Consider the following 16,735-nt stretch of genomic DNA (forward strand, 5'->3'; position numbering starts at 1 on the left):
CCTTATCACGATGCGCTGTGCCCCTCAAAAAGCGGGCGCAGCGCAACCAGCCGCTGAACGGCAAACTCCATAAAAACACGAATACGCGGCACCTGCCGCAGATCCTCGTGGGTCAGCACCCAGAGGGGCCGGAATGGAAACAGCGGCATGCCGGGCACCCGCGCCAGAACCGGGTCGGTATCCCCCAGAAAACACGCCATGCGGGTTGCCCCGATTTTGGCCCGCGCCGCACCGATGGCGGCCGTCATATCATCCACGGTGAAGCGCTGCCGTAGGTTCGGGCGCACCTCTGTGACCTCGGGCGGCGGCCCGGGCCAATGCGCAAAACGCACCCAATCCAGCGGGGCGGTGCCGCCCGGATCCTGGGCAATCAAATCCCGGTGGGCATAAACGGACGCCTGTGTCGCCAAGACGCGCCGCCCGACCAAAGCCTCTGGCGGGTTGGCAGAAAAGCGAAACGCCACATCTGCGGTGCGCTGCGCCATGTTCACGTTTTCATTGGTGGCCAGCAACTGCAGGTCGATTTCGGGATGCTGCGCGATAAAATCGGCGCAGATCGGCGCGAGGATCCGTTGAAACAGCAGTTCCGGCGCGGTGATGCACAGCCTGCCCTGCAGCGCCGTGTCGCGCGCGCCAATACGACGATCGAGCCGATGCTGAAGCGCCGCCATTTCTTCTGCCGTCGCGACCGCATCAAACCCGGCCTCGGTGGGGACATAGCCGCCGGGCAATCGGTCAAACAGCCGCGCACCCAGCGCCGCTTCTGCCGCCGCAATGCGCCGCGCGACCGTCGCGTGATTGACCCCCAGCGCACGCGCCGCGCCGCTGGTGCCGCCATGGCGCACGGTTTCGAGCACGTATTTCAGATCATCCCAATTCATAGATCTGATCATAATTGCACACAGCAGGCGCAACAATGATCATTTTTGCGCACTCCATGCGCAGCTACCTTGGGGGCATATCAAATGCCAAGCAAAGGAACAGATCATGCCCACATACGCCCAAGTCAGCATCTACCTGAAAGATCCGGAGATTTTTGAAAACTATCGGACGCTCGCAGGACCCGCCATGGCCAAACATGGGGCGACCCCTTTGGCGGTCAGCCATTCCGCCAGCGTGATCGAAGGGACCGAAGCGGCCCCCGATGTCTCGGTCATTCTGGAGTTCCCCGACCGCGCCCATGCCGAAGCCTGGATCAACGACCCAGAGATCGCGCACGTGCACGCGCTGCGCAACCAAGCCGCCGACTCGCGCATCATCTTGATGTAGGCTGGCCAAAAAATGGGGCGAAAGCGCGCTGCCTTCGCCCCATTGCGTCAATGCGCTGTCTTTATGCTTCGCGCTTGATCTCGACCACATGTGGATAAGGGATCGAGATGCCTTCGCTGTCAAATTTCTCTTTCACCGCTTGGGTCAGGGCAAATTTCACGTCCCAATAATCTTCTGCCGCGCTCCAGACGCGCATGGTCACATCCACAGAGCTATCGCCCAGGTTGGTGACACGCACCCATGGGGCCGGATCGCTCATCACGCGCGCATCCGCATCCGCAACCGCCAGAATGATCGACTTCGCTTTTTCGATGTCATCGCCATAATCAATGCCAAAGGTCACATCCACACGGCGCGTGCTGTGATGCGAGAAGTTGGTGATCACCGATCCCCAGGCCTGCCCATTCGGCACGATGATCTGCACATTATCTGGCGTCGCAAGTTCGGTCACAAACAGGTTGATGTCTTTCACGGTGCCTGATGTGCCGGCAATATCGACGTATTGACCAATGCGATACGGGCGAAACAGGATCAACATGAAGCCCGCCGCCAGATCCGCCAGCGTGCCCTGCAGCGCCATCCCAATCGCCAGCGTCGCCGCGCCAAGAATGGCAACTAGGCTGGTGGCCTGAATACCAAAGATGCTGAGCACCGTGATCGCCACCACGATCAGAATAAGCCAACGGCTGATCGAGGCAGCAAACCCCCCAATCGTATCGTCAATGCGCTTGCTTGCCAAAACCTTGCGGCGGATCAACCGGCTGATCACGCCGGCCAGAATCCAGCCAACGATCAGAACCAATAGCGCCTTGACGGCATTCACCACCACATGCGCATTGTCCTGCGCAAAATCCACGATCAAATCCATAGTGTCCCCATAAGCAAAGGGGCCGGGGATCCCCAGCCCGTTCAAATCACATCCGCTTTGCGGTTCTGTGCTTATTTCTTCAGAGAGTCCCGAATTTCAAGCAAAACTTCCAATTCGGTCGGACCTTTGGGCGCGTCGGCCACCGGGGCCTCTTCTTTGCTAAAGTTGTCTTTCACCTTGTTGACATAGCGCACCAGCATGAACACGACCCAAGCGATGATAAGGAAATTGATCACCGCCATCAGGAAGGCCCCATAGGCAAAAATCGCGGCCCCGGATTCGCGCGCGACCTCAAGGCTGACCCCGGACGCGACCTCCCCTGCGAGCACAAAATACTTGTCGGTGAAATCCACACCCCCGGTAAATAGCCCGATGATCGGGTTGATCAGATCAGAGACCACCGATTTGACGATGGCTGTGAACGCCGCGCCGATGATGATCCCGACGGCCATATCCATCACGTTGCCTTTGGCGATAAAAGCCTGAAATTCCTTTAGCATGTCCTGTCCCTCGCTGAATGCTAATGTTGACACTGCGCTATTCTGCACAGTCGCACGCCAAATTCGCACGTGTTTTTGACTCGTACCAAGGGGAATAATTCCTATCTTGTAACCAAAGCGACATAATTCAGGAGCAGACATGACATCCCCCACCCGCCTCAGCGATTTTGCCATCACGCAAAGATGGCCGGCGCAGCACCCTGAAAAATTGCAGCTTTACAGTTTTCCCACCCCCAATGGCGTGAAAATCTCCATTGCGCTGGAAGAGATGGGCTTGCCCTATGAAGCGCATCTGGTCACGTTGTCGGATGCCGACGTCAAAAGCGATGCTTTTCTATCGCTCAACCCGAACAACAAAATCCCAGCAATCATCGACCCAAACGGGCCAGATGGGGCCCCAATCGGCCTGTTCGAAAGCGGTGCGATCCTGCTGTATCTTGCTGAGAAAACCGGCAAGTTGATCGGGTCCAGCGCAACGGAAAAGGCCAAGATCACCCAATGGCTGATGTTCCAGATGGGCGGGATCGGCCCGATGTTTGGGCAAATGGGCTTTTTTGTGAAGTTTGCCGGGGCTGACATCGAAGATCCGCGCCCGCGCGAGCGCTATTTGAACGAAGCCAAACGCCTGCTGGCCGTATTGGAGAAAGAGCTTGAGGGGCAGGACTGGATCGCGGGATCCTACTCCATCGCCGACATCGCCATTGCGCCGTGGCTGCGCGCGCTATCCTTTTACGGGGTTGAAGAGCAGCTGGGCCTCGCCGAGCTGAAGAATGTCACCGCTTATCTTGAGCGTTTCAAAGCGCGACCAGCGGTTGAAAAAGGGCTAAACATCCCACCGCGCCCCTAACCATGTTACCAAAAAGGGGCTGGCTGCGCGCGCGGCCAGCCCCAATGCGCGCCTAGATCTTGCGCGCAACGAGGTAGAGCCGGTCTGCGCCCGCGGGATATCCGCCGGTTTCGACAATCTCAAACCCTGCAGCGCGGAAGCTGGCTTCAAAACTCGCGCGGCTGTGCACCTTTACGAAAGGCGCTTTGCCCAGCCATTGCAGTACCGGCAAAATTGCCATCATGGCACGCGCTTTGAAGTTTATCCCCCCGCTCGGGCGCACGAATGTCTTGCTTATCAGCAAACCACCAGGCTTGAGCACCGCATGCGACGCCCGCAGAACGCCGGGCAGGTCCTCAACCAAATGCAGGATATTGTGGGCCAGAACAACGTCATAAGGCCCTTCTGGCGGGTTCAGCGCGTCGCATTGGGCAAAGCGGATGTTTTTGATGCCGTCATTCCATGCCTCTTCGCGGCCGACATCCAGCATAGCCGGTGCCAGATCCGTCGCGACGATTTCGCCTACTGTTGGCGCGAGCTGCAGTGCCGTGCGACCGGTGCCGCAGCCGATTTCCAGCACGTGATCGTCCTGTTTGAGATAGCTGCGGGTGCGCGCCAAAGTCGCCTCATACCCTTGCATATCCGATATCGGAGTGGTCGCGTATTTGGGCGCGATACCGTCCCAGAATGTCAGTGCGTCTTTCATGTCGATCTCCTTTGGCAGACTAAACAGGCCTGCGCTTTCGGTTGAGATCAATATACCTATGCGTATACGATTAGGAATTGCATATTTTTGCAATTTACTTATACAAAATTGCATGAAACAGCCACGCCTCAGCCCTGACTGGAACCACATCCGCGCCTTTCTGGCGACCGCAGAACATGGCTCACTTTCGGCTGCCGCGATCGACCTTGGCCTAACGCAACCCACGTTGTCACGTCAGGTCGCCGCGCTCGAAGAGAACCTTGGCGTGCTGCTGTTTGAACGGGTCGGGCGCAGTCTTGAATTGACGCAAGCGGGCCTTGAACTGCTTGATCACACGAAAGAAATGGGCGCAGCGGCGAGCAAGATCGCCTTGACCGCCTCCGGTCAAAGCCAAGCGATTGAAGGCGAGGTCCGCATCACTGCGGCAGATATCTTTTCGGCCTATTTTCTGACGCCTGCCCTGACAGACCTACGCGAAACTGCCCCCGCCCTGCGCGTCAATATCGTGGCGGCAAACGACATTCGCGACCTCATGCGCCGGGAGGCGGATATTGCGCTGCGCCACGTCCGACCCGAACAACCGGACCTGATTGCAAAGCTGGTGATGGAAGCAGAGGCCGGATTTTACGCAGCACAAAGCTATGTCGACCGAAAAGGGCAGCCCGAAACCATCAATGATCTGACAGACCACGAAGTAATCTCTTTTGGCGATGCGGAGGAAATGATCGATTACCTCAGACCGATGGGGGTGGAGTTGGCGCTGGCAAATTTCCCGGTTGGGTCCAACAACGGGCTGGTGTCCTGGAAACTGTGTCAGGACGGCTTTGGGGTCGCGATCATGTCCACGCTGGTCGCCGAGCGGACGCCGGGACTGGTGCGGATCCTGCCAGATGAGCCGCCCATCATTTTCCCCGGCTGGCTGGTCGCGCACCGAGAGTTGCACACCAGTCGCAAGATCAGATTGGTGTTTGACACGCTGGCGCGTCATCTGAGCGCACTGAAATGAAAAGGCCGGCGCTGGAACGCCGGCCTTCATTCTAGAGGTGTCGTTCATTTAGCCGCGCAGTGTGCCGCCCGTCGCTTTGGAGACTTTTTCAACGATCTTCGCCGCGACCGCTTCGATGTCTTTTTCTTTCAGCGTTTTGTCGGTGGGCTGCAGGCGCACGGTCATGGCGATGGATTTCTTACCAGCGCCCATCTGTGCTTCGGCCTTGTCACCGCTGAATTCGTCAAAGACACGCACGGATTCAATCAAATCCTTATCTGCGCCCTGCGCCGCGTTCACAAGTGAAAGCGCTTCGACGGTCTGATCAACCACAAAGGCGAAATCGCGCTCCACAGCCTGCAAATCGCGCAGCTCAAGCGCGGGGCGGGTCGCCGATTTTTTGCGTGGCAGCGGGATTTCCTCGGGGTAGATCACAAAGGCGACCGCTGGGCCTTTGACATCCAATTCCGCTAGCACTTTGGGATGCAACTCGCCGAACACCGCGAGGGTTTTCTTGGGGCCAAGGCAAATACGGCCATGACGGCCCGGATGCCACCACGCCTCAGCACCGCGCAGGACCTGCACTTTTTCAGGGGCTCCCAGGGCGCTTAGCACCGCTTCGACATCCGCCTTGGCATCATAAAGATCCACGCCACGGCTTTCGCCATGCACGTCTTTGCCCATGGTACGGCCAACCAAAAGACCTGCGATTTGCAGATGCTGTTCGCCCGGCTCGCCGCCCTGAAAGGCGGCCCCCGCTTCAAAGAGCGCCAGATCCATGAAACCGCGCGCCTGATTGCGCGCTGCCGCTTGCAAAAGGCCAGGCAACAGCGCAGGGCGCATATGGCTCATCTCGCTTGAGATCGGGTTTTCCAGCTTTGTCGCGTCAGATCCACCGCCAAACAGCAGCGCCGCTCGTTCGTCGATGAAGGAGTAGGTCACACATTCGTTGTACCCCAGCGCGGCTGTGGTGCGGCGGCCAATCTGTTCGCGCTTTTGCAGCGGCGTCAGGATCGGCTGCGGTACACCGGCCTGCATGCGCGGCATCGGCACGCCCTTGAGTTTGGTCAGGGAGGCCACGCGCGCCACCTCTTCCACCAGATCCGCCTCACCCAACACATCGGGGCGCCAAGACGGCACATGCGCCATGTCGCCTTTGAGCTCAAAGCCCAGCGCGGTCAGTGTCTGGCGCTGCTCTTCGGCGGGAATTTCCATCCCAACCAGCGATTGCACCCGATCTGTGTCCAGCTTGTAAGCGCGGCTCACGTCGGGTACGGCACCTGCAACGACCGGCTCGGACGGTTCACCGCCGCAAAGCTCCAGGATCATTGCGCTCGCAAGGTCCAGCGCCTCGTTGTTAAAGGCCGGATCAATGCCGCGTTCATTGCGATAGCGCGCATCAGAATTGATCTTGAGGGCCCGGCCTGTCAGCGCAATCTGGATGTTGTCCCAGAACGCTGCCTCAACGAAGACATTGGTGGTGCCCTCGGTGCAGCCGGTTTCGAGACCGCCCATGATGCCACCGATGCTTTCGATGCCATTTGCGTCAGAAATCACGACTTCGCCGCCCGAGAAGCCGTAGGTTTTCTCATCCAGCCCCACCATGGTCTCGCCACCCGCTGCGCGATGTACACGCAAATCACCTGACACTTTGTCGGCGTCAAAGACGTGCAGCGGGCGGTTAAGGTCGTAGGTGAAGAAATTGGTGATATCCACCAGCGCCGAAATCGGGCGCAGGCCAATCGCCTTCAGCCGCGCTTGCAGCCATTCTGGCGATGGGCCGTTTTTGACACCGCGGATCACGCGGCCCGCAAAGATATGACAGCCGTTTTCGCGGGTGTCCTCGTCAATGGTCACAGTGATCGGCGAAGCAAAGCTGCCGGAAATTTCGGCGGTCTTGGCCGGTTTCAGCGTGCCCAGACCCCGTGCGGCCAGATCGCGTGCAATGCCGCGCACGCCGAGAGCATCCGGCCGGTTAGGGGTGATGGCGATTTCAATCACCGGGTCCACCTTGGCCGGATCGTTGTCTGCCAGCCAATCGACAAATTTCTCACCAACCTCACCAGACGGCAATTCGATAATGCCGTTGTGCTCATCTGACAGCTCAAGCTCGCGCTCAGAGGCCATCATGCCATGGCTTTCCACGCCGCGGATATTGCCGACCTTGATGGTGATATCCAGACCCGGAATATAGCTGCCCGGCTTGCACAGAACCACGGTGATGCCTTCGCGCGCATTGGGCGCGCCGCAGACGATCTGACTTTCGCCCTCATCGGTCAGCACGTTGCACACCTTGAGCTTGTCCGCATCCGGGTGCTTTTCCGCGTGCAGCACCTTGGCGATGGTAAACTCCTTCAAGCGATCCGCCGGGTTCTGAACATCCTCGACCTCAAGACCAAGGTCTGTGAGGGCATAAAGGATGTCATCTAGGCTCGCGTCGGTATCGAGGTGGTCTTTCAACCAAGAGAGAGTGAATTTCATCGGTCTGTTCCGCAGTCAAAATCGGGTCAAATTGGCTTTACCGGATATGGGCCAAAGGGGGAAGGGTATATGCTGGTAATGAGGGCATTGCAGAAGCGCACCCGCGTCCGAACCGAGGGGTGGGTGCAAAGCGCCCGCGTTTTGCCAGAGGCAAACCTTCGGTTTGACGGGGGCGGTTCGGGCGCTGCCAAATCAAAGATTTGGCTTTGCCTATCTTACCAAACCGCCATGCAGCGTCGGCTGATCCAAGCTTGCAAAGCCATAGTGGCGCAGCCAACGCAGGTCGCTGTCAAAGAAGGCGCGCAGGTCCGGGATGCCGTATTTCAGCATCGCCAGACGGTCGATGCCGATGCCGAAGGCAAAACCTTGGTATTCGTCGGGATCAATACCGCCCGCTTTCAACACATGCGGGTGCACCATGCCAGAGCCAAGCACTTCGAGCCAATCATCGCCCTCGCCCACTTTGACAGAACCATTTTCCCATTTGCACTGAATATCGACCTCGGCGCCCGGCTCAACGAACGGGAAGTGGGACGAACGGAAACGGGTTTTCACTTCGGTGCCAAAGAAGGCCGTGAAGAATTCTTCCAGCACCCATTTCAGATTTGCCATCGAGATGTCCTTGTCGATGGCCAGACCTTCGATCTGGTGGAACATTGGCGTGTGGGTCTGATCGTAATCCGCGCGGTACACACGGCCCGGGCAGATAATGCGGATCGGCGCGCCCTGTTTTTCCATCGAGCGGATTTGCACCGGCGAGGTATGGGTGCGCAGCACATGCGGCGGGCGATTGTCCCCCTCGGCGCGGTGGGTATAAAACGTGTCCATTTCCGCGCGGGCCGGGTGGTGGCCGGGAATGTTCAGCGCGTCAAAGTTATACCAGTCGGTTTCAATCTGCGGCCCTTCGGCCACAGCAAAGCCCATATCGGCAAAAATCGCTGTCACCTCTTCGGTCACTTGCGAGATCGGGTGGATGGTGCCTTGGCGGCGTCCGCGCCCCGGCAGGGTGACATCCAGCCATTCGGTGCGCAGGCGCTCTTCGAGGGCGGCATCCGCCAGCGCGGCTTTCTTCGCGCTCAGGGCAGAGTTGATCTCATCCTTCAGGGCGTTCAGCTTGGGCCCCATGATCTGGCGCTCTTCCGGGGTCATTTTACCCAACTCGCGCATCTTCAGGGCCACTTCGCCCTTTTTGCCAACCGCCTGCACGCGCAAATCTTCGATGGCAGCTTCGTCCGCGGCATCTGCGATCAGGCCGATATACTTGTCTCTCAGATCGTCCATCAGGGCCTCCAAATTCGTTGTCCCCTGCTAGCCGGATCAGCGCATGGGTTCAAGACAAAGAAAAACGCCGCAGCTTTGGGCCACGGCGTTTTCAGATCTCATCATTCAAAACGGCTTATGCGGCCAGCGCGCCTTGCGCCTGCTCAACAATCGCGGTGAACGCTTCTGGCTCGTGTACGGCGAGATCCGCCAGAACCTTGCGGTCCACTTCGATGCCAGCCAGGTTCAGGCCGTTGATGAATTTGGAATATGTCAGGGATTCGTCATGCGCGCGCACAGCAGCGTTGATCCGCTGGATCCACAGCGCGCGGAAATTGCGCTTGCGGTTCTTACGGTCGCGGGTTGCATATTGGTTCGCTTTGTCAACGGCCTGGGACGCCACCTTGAAGGTGTTCTTGCGGCGACCATAGTAGCCTTTGGCTTGCTTGACGATTTTCTTGTGACGGGCGTGGGTTACGGTACCACCTTTAACGCGGGACATAGTTCAAAGCTCCTTAGCGTGCGTATGGCATGTATGATTTAACGATCTTCGCATCTGGCGCAGACAGAGTTGTCGTGCCGCGTGCGTCGCGGATAAACTTGGTTGTCCGCTTGATCATGCCGTGACGCTTGCCTGCTTGGCCTGCTTTGACCTTGCCGCTTGCCGTCATCTTAAAGCGCTTTTTGGCGCTCGATTTAGTCTTCATCTTAGGCATTTCCGTCTCCTTTGTAGTCGTCGGTTCAAACGCGACTCGGCATGCCACTCAGCCGGACGCGCGGATAGATGGCGCGATGTACACGCCCCTCTGGAATTCCGCAAGGGATAAATCGCGTTATTTCACCACTTTGGCGATCTGTTCAATCACCACGGTGGGAATCTCCTGCGCCCGGTAGCCGCCCGGTTTGCTGGACAGAGCCCAGACAATACTGCCCCCGGCCAAGATCATGCACAGCGAGGCGGCGCGCAAGGGTCGGCCATCCGCCAGCGCCGACAAATATGCCGGCACTGAAAAGATCGCCAAAAACAGACCGATCGTCAGAAAGGTATCTGCGTGCACTGATTTCTCCGCAATTGCTCTGCGAAGAATTTACTCAGGTTCGGTGGCCAAAATCAAACGTTCATCGCAAGGGGCGACACGAACGATGTTGGTGGTGCCCGGCATGTTGAACGGCAGACCCGCAGTCACAACCACCTGATCTTTTTCGGTGGCGATCTCAAGCCTTTTGGCCGCGCCCACCGCAGCAATCACGCAGGATTTAAAGCGGTCCAGCTCGGGTGTCACAACGCAGGTCGTGCCCCATGTCAGCGCCAGGCGACGGGCGGTGCCCATGCGGCTGGTCATCGCCACAATTGGCACGCGCGGACGTTCGCGCGCGGTCTTCAGCGCGGTGGTCCCGCTTTGGCTAAAGCAGCAGATGGCGCTGATCTCGGTCTTTTCCGCAATTTCGCGCGCCGCCGCCACAATCGCATCCGCCACGGTTTCGCCCGCCGACATGCGCGACGCTTCGATGACCTCGCGATAGGTTGCGTCGCCTTCCACTTCGATGGCCACATTGTTCATCGTTGTGACCGCTTCGATCGGGTAGTCACCCGCCGCCGATTCTGCCGACAGCATGATGGCGTCAGACCCTTCATAGATCGCCGTGGCCACATCGGACACTTCGGCGCGGGTTGGCATCGGGCTTTCGATCATGCTTTCCAGCATCTGGGTCGCGACGATCACCGGCTTTGCTGCGCGGCGGCAACGACGCACAAGACGCTTTTGGATCGGCGGGACGTTCTGAACCGGCAATTCCACGCCCAGATCACCGCGCGCCACCATGATGCCGTCAGAGACATCAAGGATGGAGTCAAAGTTTTCGACCGCAGCCGGCTTTTCGATCTTGGACAGGACAGATGCGCGGCCACGCACCATTTCGCGCGCTTCCAGCACGTCACCGGGACGCTGCACAAACGACAGCGCCAGCCAGTCCACACCCAGCTCGCAAACGAATTCCAGATCGCGCTTGTCCTTTTCCGACAGCGCCGCCAGTGGCAGCACCACATCCGGCACGTTTACACCTTTGCGGTTGGAGATACGGCCGCCGGTGACAACAATGCAATCCGCAAAATCCGCGCCGCAGGCTTCGACGCGCAGGCGGATTTTGCCGTCGTTCACCAGCAGGTGCGCGCCGGGTTTCAACGCCTCAAAGATTTCTTTGTGTGGGAGTTGCACGCGATTCACATCGCCCTGGGCATCGTCCAGATCCAGGCGGAACTTTGCACCCGGGACCAGATCTTCGCCCTCGTCATTGGCGAATACTCCGACGCGCAGCTTTGGGCCCTGCAAGTCCGCGAGAATTGCAATCGGGCTGCCCAGGTCTTTTTCAACTTTACGAATATGGGCGTGTTTTTCGGCAATCTCGTCGTGGCTGCCGTGGCTCATGTTCAGCCGGAAAACGTCAGCGCCCGCTTCATGCAGCGCCCGGATAGTTTCATAAGTTTCGGAGGCTGGACCAAGAGTGGCAACAATCTTAACGTTTCGCAGGCGTCTCATCTATTTTCTCACCTATTGAGGGGAATGTTACCGCTAACTATAACGGAATGCGATTTTACGCAATTCCCTTTTCGGGGCATGTCGCCTATGGGGTAGCCAAAGGAAACGACAGGCATATGACACATTCACCCTATCACATTTTTGGGGCGGATCGGACGTCGCGCTGGGTCATCACCGTTGACCATGCGCGCAATACCGTCCCGGCAGAGATCAATGGCGGCGATTTGGGCCTCTCCGCAGGGGATATGCAGCGCCACATCGCCTATGACATCGGCGCGTTGGGTGTTGCGATGGTCATGGGCGAACTGCTGGATGCGCCGGTGGTGGCGAGCAATTTCTCGCGATTGGTTATTGACCCCAATCGGGGTGTGATCGACCCGACCTTGGTGATGCGGCTCTATGATGGGACCATCATTCCGGCAAATGCCGAGGTGGATGCCGCAGAAGAAGCCCGCCGTATCGAGACCTATTATGCGCCCTATCACGCCGCGCTGGAGGATGTGGTCAGCCAGCGGGATGATCCGGTGATCGTCGCTATGCACAGTTTTTCACCGCGCCTCAATGGCCGTGCGCCGCGCCCTTGGGAAGTGGCGATCTTGCACGCCGCGCATGATCCGCGCAGCCTTGGTCCACATGTGATCAACGCCCTGCGACGCGATCCGTCTTTGACCGTGGGCGACAACGAACCCTATGCCGGGCACCTGCCCGGAGACAGCGTGGACCGACTTGCCCTGCAGAAAAACCGCTTGAACGCCTTGATCGAAGTGCGTCAGGATCTCATCTCAGACGAAACCGGCCAGCAGCATTGGGGCGCGCGACTTGCCCCGGTGCTACAAGCCGCTCTGCAAGACAGCGGCTACTAAACGCGCCCGCGCCACAGAAGGAAACGCCGAATGGATGAGCAAACCCAGATCGAACTTGAGGCAGCCGCCTTCCGCACGCTGCGTGATCACTTGATGACCCAACGCACCGATGTGCAGAACATCGACATGATGAACCTTGCCGGCTTTTGCCGTAACTGCCTGAGCCGCTGGTACCAAGAGGCGGCCAACGCGCGGGGCATCGAGATGAGCAAGGATGAGGCGCGCGAGATTTTCTATGGCATGACCATGGCCGAATGGAAGGCCAACTATCAGACAGACGCAAACGCCGAGCAGCAGGCCGCCTTCAAAACTGCGTTTGACGAAAACGTCACCAAAAAGAGCTGAGCGATGACAGTCACGCACTGTGTCACCCTTGAGGATGGGCGCAAGGCGCAGCAGGTAACGCTGGCCGCCTTCGGAATGACAGCCAAAATCGTCACGCTCGGCGCTGCCCTGCAAGATCTGCGCATCGAAGGTGTGGCGCACCCGCTGATCCTCGGGTTTCAGGACATCGCCGCCTATGCCAACAATCAGGTCTGCATGGGGGCCATCGCCGGCCGCTTTGCCAATCGCATTGCCGATGCACAAATCACGATTGACGCCGAGCACTTTGCGCTCGATGCCAACTGGCTTGGCAAACACGCCCTGCACGGTGGGCGCGACGGGCTGCAGTATTGGAACTGGACCCTGCTGAGCAGCAGTGACCGCCGCGCAGAGATGACCGTGACCCTACCCGATGGGCATATGGGCTATCCGGGCGCTCTCACGATCAACTGCGTGTATGAAATTCTATCCAGCGGCACGCTGGATCTCACTCTGACAGCCACAACCGATAAGCCAACCATCTGCGGTCTGGCCTCGCATTGTTATTTCAACCTAGATGGCCGCCCAACGATCGACAAACATCTGCTGACGGTGCCGACGTATCGCGCGCTGGTCTATGACGATGAGGCAATCGCGACGGGCGAGATCGAAGATATCACCGGCACGCGCCGTGATTATCAGGCCCCCAAGGGGATGGCAGACGGGTTGTTTGACGGCAACTTCTGCCTGTCAGACAATGTGGTTCCGCTTCGCGACGTCGCCTATCTGTCCTCGACCGCTGGCGGCCCCCGCCTGACAATGCGCAGCAATCAACCGGGGCTACAGGCCTATAATGCGCCCAAGTTCGCCCCCCCGGCGACAGGTCTTGCGGGGCAGCGCTACGGCGATTTCGCCGGGCTTGCGCTTGAGCCGCAAAACTGGCCCAACGCCCCGCGCTTTGACCATTTCCCCAACGCCATCTTGCGGCCGGGCGAGACCTACGACTATCGCTGCCAATTCGCGTTTGACTAAGCAAAACAGGCGGGACCATCCCGCCTGCCTATTCTTCAATAGCTGGTTTTGAACCCGCTTAGTTGGCAACCTGGAACAGGGTGCCACGACGTTCGGCGGATTCAACTTCATCCACCAGCGCAACCGCATAGTCTTCGGCGCTGATCTTGCTGTCAGCAAGAATCGTGCGATCGGTGCTGGTGCGATATTCACCCGTGCGCTCGCCCGGCTGAATCAAAGCGGCCGGCGCGATAAAGGTGAAATCCAGATCACTGGCCGCCAGTGTTTCATAGGCCACCCGCATCGCTTTGGCTTCGGCGCGATAGAGCTCGGGCACGATTTCGGCCACAGGGGTCCCATCTGGCAGGTTCATGGAGCCCGCACCACCCACTTGCACAATCCGCGTGCCGGTTGGGCCAACCGCGGATTTCAGCGCGTTTGCCACGGCCAGCGCATCCGCTTCGGCATCGCCGGAGGAGCGCGGCGAAATCGCACTGACCACAACGTCGGCCGCTGTCGCCAGTTCGGCCAGCTTATCGACATCTGCCAGTGTCAGCGCGGTTTTGCTTTGCGCGGTTTCGATTTTCTCAGGATTGCGCGCCGTGCCTGTTACGTCATGGCCACGGGCCACGGCCTCTGCGGCGATGCGGCTGCCGATCATGCCGCTGGCGCCTAGAACGAGAATCTTCATATTGTGTCTCCGGGTTAATCAGGTTACGTTTGGTAACTAGGTAGTCGAGGTGCATCGCCTTTGGAAGAGGCATTCTTTCGTCACATAGTTACTTTGGGGGAACCAATGCCCAACAATCGCAAACAAGAATACGATTGCCCGATCCGGGATGTATTAGACAGGATCGGCGACGCCTGGACCGTATTGATCCTGATGGAGCTGAGCCGCGGTGCTTGCCGGTTCAATGCGCTGAGGCGCGTGGTGGATGGCATTTCACAGCGCATGCTGGCTGTCACGTTGAGAAATTTGGAACGAGACGGTCTTGTCACGCGGCAGGTGCTTGAGACCTCGCCGCCGCAAGTCGAATACGCGCTGACCCAGCGTGGTGTGTCATTGCGCGCCGCAATCGATACTTTGTCGGACTGGGCACAAGCCAATCAGACCGACATTCGCGCCTCACGCGCAGAATATGACTTGGCCAAAGCCGATTAGGCGCGCAGGGGTCTAAAAGCAAAAGGGCGGGATGATCCCGCCCATTGCATGTATTTTTTGCACTGTTGGCGATCAGATCGCCTTTGCGCGCGCCTCTTCCAGATAGATTTCGCGCAGACGCTTTGCCACCGGACCCGGCGTGCCGTCACCCAAAGTGACCCCATCAATCTCGATGACGGGCATGACAAAAGCAGAGGCAGAAGTGGTGAAAGCTTCGTCAGCCTCCTTGGCCTCATCAATGGTGAACAGACGCTCTTCGATTTCCATCTGGCTTTCGGCCGCCAGCCGCAGTACCGCCGCGCGTGTAATGCCATGCAGAATATCGGTGGACAGCGGGCGGGTGACGATCTTGCCGTTCTTCACGAAATAGGCGTTGTTGCTGGTGCCTTCGGTGACATAGCCATCTTCGATCATCCAGGCATCATCTGCCCCTGCCGCTTTGGCCATCATTTTCCCCATCGACGGGTACAGCAGTTGCACGGTCTTGATGTCGCGACGTCCCCAGCGGATGTCGTCAATGGAAATGATCTTGGCACCTTTTCTGGACGCGGCGCTATCAGCAAGCCCCGGCTTGTTCTGCGTAAAGAGGACCAGAGATGGCTGGGTGGTTTCAGGGTCCGGGAAGGCAAAATCGCGATCCCCATCAGAGCCCCGAGACACCTGCAAATAGACCAGGCCTTCGACAATATCATTTTCAGCGACGAGTTTCCGGTGAATTTCCAGCAGCTCTTCGTTTGTGCACGGGGCCCGCATGTCGAGTTCTTTCAGCGACCGTTCCAGCCGCACGGCGTGACCTTCGAAATCCACCAACTTCCCGTCCAGAACCGAAGTTACTTCATAAACCGCGTCGGCCATCAGGAACCCGCGGTCAAAGATCGAAATCTTGGCTTCGGTCTCGGGCAGATAGTCGCCATTCACATATACGGTACGGGTCATGTTGTCTCTCCTTACCCCCACAGGGCCGATTCGGGCGGATGCACGCCACGGTCGTCAAAAATCAATGCGTCCTTGCGGTCTTCGGCCAGAAGGAGCGGGCCGTCAAGGTCTGTCACACATGCGCCCTGCGCGACAAGTGTCGCAGGGGCCATTGCCAAAGAACTGCCCACCATACAGCCCACCATCACGTCAAAGCCCTGCGCCAAGGCTTCTTTGCGCAATTCCAGCGCCTCGGTCAGCCCGCCGGTCTTATCAAGTTTGATGTTGATGACATCGTATTTGCCCTTCAGCGAGGCCAACGACGCCCGGTCATGGCAGCTTTCGTCGGCGCAGACCGGAACCGGACGTTCCATGCCGATCAGGGCGTCATCATCGCCCGCAGGCAGCGGCTGCTCTACCAACTCGACCCCCAGACGCACCAGATGTGGCGCAAGCTCTGCGTAGACCTCAGCGCTCCAGCCCTCGTTGGCGTCGACAATGATTTTTGAGCTTGGCGCGCCGGCGCGCACGGCCTCGAGCCGCTCCATATCATTGGGGGTGCCCAGCTTGATTTTCAGGAGCGGGCGATGGGCGTTTTCTGCGGCCTGCGCCTGCATGTTTTCGGGTGTATCAAGCGAGAGCGTATAGGCCGTGATCTCTGGTGTCGGAGCGGGCAGACCAGCGAGGTCCCAGACCGGCTTGCCAGCCAGCTTGGCCTCAAGATCCCAAAGCGCGCAATCCACCGCGTTGCGGGCGGCCCCGGCGGGCAGCAAGGTCTGCAGCTCATCGCGCGTGAAATCCTTGGGCAGGCCGTGAATCTGCTCGGTCACGCTATCAAGGCTCTCGTCATACCGCGCGTAGGGCACGCATTCACCGCGACCGGTTTTCCCCCCGCGCGAGATGTGCACCGTCACCACCTTGGCTTCGGTACGAGAGCCGCGCGAAATGGTGAAAACTTGGGCAAGCCGGAAGACATCATGCGTCACGGTGATATTCAAAACGGTTCTCCAGCCAGTGCGGTGTTGGAAGATCAATGTAAAAAGACCGCG

The 16,735-nt window shown here is 58.7% G+C and carries 20 protein-coding genes; 7 read left to right on the forward strand and 13 right to left on the reverse strand.

What is annotated here, in order from left to right; genetic code table 11:
- Positions 1 to 5 precede the first annotated feature (5 nt).
- Positions 6 to 881: a LysR family transcriptional regulator gene (locus tag N6L24_RS12810; protein ID WP_271845078.1), complete on the reverse strand. Its 876-nt coding sequence runs from the start codon at positions 879 to 881 to the stop codon at positions 6 to 8.
- Between the two features lie 106 nt (positions 882 to 987).
- On the opposite strand from N6L24_RS12810, the gene N6L24_RS12815 reads away from it, so the two are divergent.
- Positions 988 to 1,269, forward strand: coding sequence for a DUF1330 domain-containing protein (locus N6L24_RS12815; RefSeq protein WP_271845079.1), 282 nt, complete (start codon positions 988 to 990; stop codon positions 1,267 to 1,269).
- A gap of 61 nt (positions 1,270 to 1,330) precedes the next feature.
- On the opposite strand, the gene N6L24_RS12820 is transcribed toward N6L24_RS12815, so the two are convergent.
- Together N6L24_RS12820 and mscL are read right to left on the reverse strand one after the other, a co-directional pair.
- On the reverse strand, positions 1,331 to 2,137 hold the full coding sequence (locus tag N6L24_RS12820; protein ID WP_271845080.1) for a mechanosensitive ion channel family protein: 807 nt from the start codon (positions 2,135 to 2,137) through the stop codon (positions 1,331 to 1,333).
- A gap of 71 nt (positions 2,138 to 2,208) precedes the next feature.
- Positions 2,209 to 2,637, reverse strand: coding sequence for a large conductance mechanosensitive channel protein MscL (gene mscL / locus N6L24_RS12825; RefSeq protein ID WP_271845081.1), 429 nt, complete (start codon positions 2,635 to 2,637; stop codon positions 2,209 to 2,211).
- Between the two features lie 139 nt (positions 2,638 to 2,776).
- Here mscL and N6L24_RS12830 point away from each other — a divergent pair, with 139 nt between their 5' ends.
- Positions 2,777 to 3,484, forward strand: coding sequence for a glutathione S-transferase family protein (locus N6L24_RS12830; RefSeq protein ID WP_271845082.1), 708 nt, complete (start codon positions 2,777 to 2,779; stop codon positions 3,482 to 3,484).
- Positions 3,485 to 3,536: 52 nt separating this feature from the next.
- On the opposite strand, the gene N6L24_RS12835 is transcribed toward N6L24_RS12830, so the two are convergent.
- On the reverse strand, positions 3,537 to 4,169 hold the full coding sequence (locus tag N6L24_RS12835; RefSeq protein WP_271845083.1) for a class I SAM-dependent methyltransferase: 633 nt from the start codon (positions 4,167 to 4,169) through the stop codon (positions 3,537 to 3,539).
- A gap of 112 nt (positions 4,170 to 4,281) precedes the next feature.
- On the opposite strand from N6L24_RS12835, the gene N6L24_RS12840 reads away from it, so the two are divergent.
- Positions 4,282 to 5,175: a LysR family transcriptional regulator gene (locus N6L24_RS12840; RefSeq protein ID WP_271845084.1), complete on the forward strand. Its 894-nt coding sequence runs from the start codon at positions 4,282 to 4,284 to the stop codon at positions 5,173 to 5,175.
- Positions 5,176 to 5,223: 48 nt separating this feature from the next.
- On the opposite strand, the gene pheT is transcribed toward N6L24_RS12840, so the two are convergent.
- The 6 genes from pheT to pyk all read right to left on the reverse strand — a co-directional run bounded on the left by pheT (position 5,224) and on the right by pyk (position 11,432).
- Entirely contained in the window at positions 5,224 to 7,635 is a 2,412-nt protein-coding gene (gene pheT, locus N6L24_RS12845) for a phenylalanine--tRNA ligase subunit beta (protein ID WP_271845085.1), read from the reverse strand.
- A gap of 210 nt (positions 7,636 to 7,845) precedes the next feature.
- Entirely contained in the window at positions 7,846 to 8,916 is a 1,071-nt protein-coding gene (gene pheS, locus N6L24_RS12850) for a phenylalanine--tRNA ligase subunit alpha (protein WP_271845086.1), read from the reverse strand.
- A gap of 115 nt (positions 8,917 to 9,031) precedes the next feature.
- A complete protein-coding gene (rplT, locus tag N6L24_RS12855; RefSeq protein ID WP_271845087.1) occupies positions 9,032 to 9,397 on the reverse strand; it encodes a 50S ribosomal protein L20 in 366 nt (121 codons plus the stop codon).
- Between the two features lie 13 nt (positions 9,398 to 9,410).
- Entirely contained in the window at positions 9,411 to 9,611 is a 201-nt protein-coding gene (gene rpmI / locus N6L24_RS12860) for a 50S ribosomal protein L35 (RefSeq protein ID WP_213675576.1), read from the reverse strand.
- Between the two features lie 117 nt (positions 9,612 to 9,728).
- Positions 9,729 to 9,953 carry a hypothetical protein gene (locus N6L24_RS12865; RefSeq protein WP_271845088.1) on the reverse strand — a complete coding sequence of 75 codons (225 nt, stop codon included), beginning with the start codon at positions 9,951 to 9,953 and terminating at the stop codon, positions 9,729 to 9,731.
- 30 nt (positions 9,954 to 9,983) lie between these two features.
- A complete protein-coding gene (gene pyk, locus N6L24_RS12870; RefSeq protein WP_271845089.1) occupies positions 9,984 to 11,432 on the reverse strand; it encodes a pyruvate kinase in 1,449 nt (482 codons plus the stop codon).
- Between the two features lie 116 nt (positions 11,433 to 11,548).
- On the opposite strand from pyk, the gene N6L24_RS12875 reads away from it, so the two are divergent.
- From N6L24_RS12875 to N6L24_RS12885, 3 genes are read left to right on the forward strand one after another with little or no spacing between them, the layout of a single operon-like run.
- Complete coding sequence (locus N6L24_RS12875) at positions 11,549 to 12,295, forward strand: N-formylglutamate amidohydrolase (protein ID WP_271845090.1); 747 nt, start codon at positions 11,549 to 11,551, stop codon at positions 12,293 to 12,295.
- A gap of 30 nt (positions 12,296 to 12,325) precedes the next feature.
- Entirely contained in the window at positions 12,326 to 12,640 is a 315-nt protein-coding gene (locus N6L24_RS12880; RefSeq protein WP_271845091.1) for a DUF1244 domain-containing protein, read from the forward strand.
- A 3-nt stretch (positions 12,641 to 12,643) separates the two neighbouring features.
- A complete protein-coding gene (locus N6L24_RS12885) occupies positions 12,644 to 13,630 on the forward strand; it encodes an aldose epimerase family protein (RefSeq protein WP_271845092.1) in 987 nt (328 codons plus the stop codon).
- A gap of 58 nt (positions 13,631 to 13,688) precedes the next feature.
- Here N6L24_RS12885 and N6L24_RS12890 read toward each other — a convergent pair whose 3' ends face one another.
- On the reverse strand, positions 13,689 to 14,300 hold the full coding sequence (locus N6L24_RS12890; protein WP_271845093.1) for an NAD(P)-dependent oxidoreductase: 612 nt from the start codon (positions 14,298 to 14,300) through the stop codon (positions 13,689 to 13,691).
- A 105-nt stretch (positions 14,301 to 14,405) separates the two neighbouring features.
- Between N6L24_RS12890 and N6L24_RS12895 the strand changes: the two genes are divergently transcribed.
- On the forward strand, positions 14,406 to 14,771 hold the full coding sequence (locus N6L24_RS12895; protein WP_271845094.1) for a winged helix-turn-helix transcriptional regulator: 366 nt from the start codon (positions 14,406 to 14,408) through the stop codon (positions 14,769 to 14,771).
- 72 nt (positions 14,772 to 14,843) lie between these two features.
- On the opposite strand, the gene N6L24_RS12900 is transcribed toward N6L24_RS12895, so the two are convergent.
- Together N6L24_RS12900 and dgcA are read right to left on the reverse strand one after the other, a co-directional pair.
- Positions 14,844 to 15,707: a D-amino-acid transaminase gene (locus N6L24_RS12900; RefSeq protein WP_271845095.1), complete on the reverse strand. Its 864-nt coding sequence runs from the start codon at positions 15,705 to 15,707 to the stop codon at positions 14,844 to 14,846.
- Positions 15,708 to 15,718: 11 nt separating this feature from the next.
- Entirely contained in the window at positions 15,719 to 16,684 is a 966-nt protein-coding gene (dgcA, locus tag N6L24_RS12905) for an N-acetyl-D-Glu racemase DgcA (RefSeq protein WP_271845096.1), read from the reverse strand.
- Positions 16,685 to 16,735: the final 51 nt, after the last annotated feature.

This window comes from Cognatishimia sp. SS12, from assembly GCF_028369055.1.
Lineage (GTDB): Bacteria > Pseudomonadota > Alphaproteobacteria > Rhodobacterales > Rhodobacteraceae > Cognatishimia.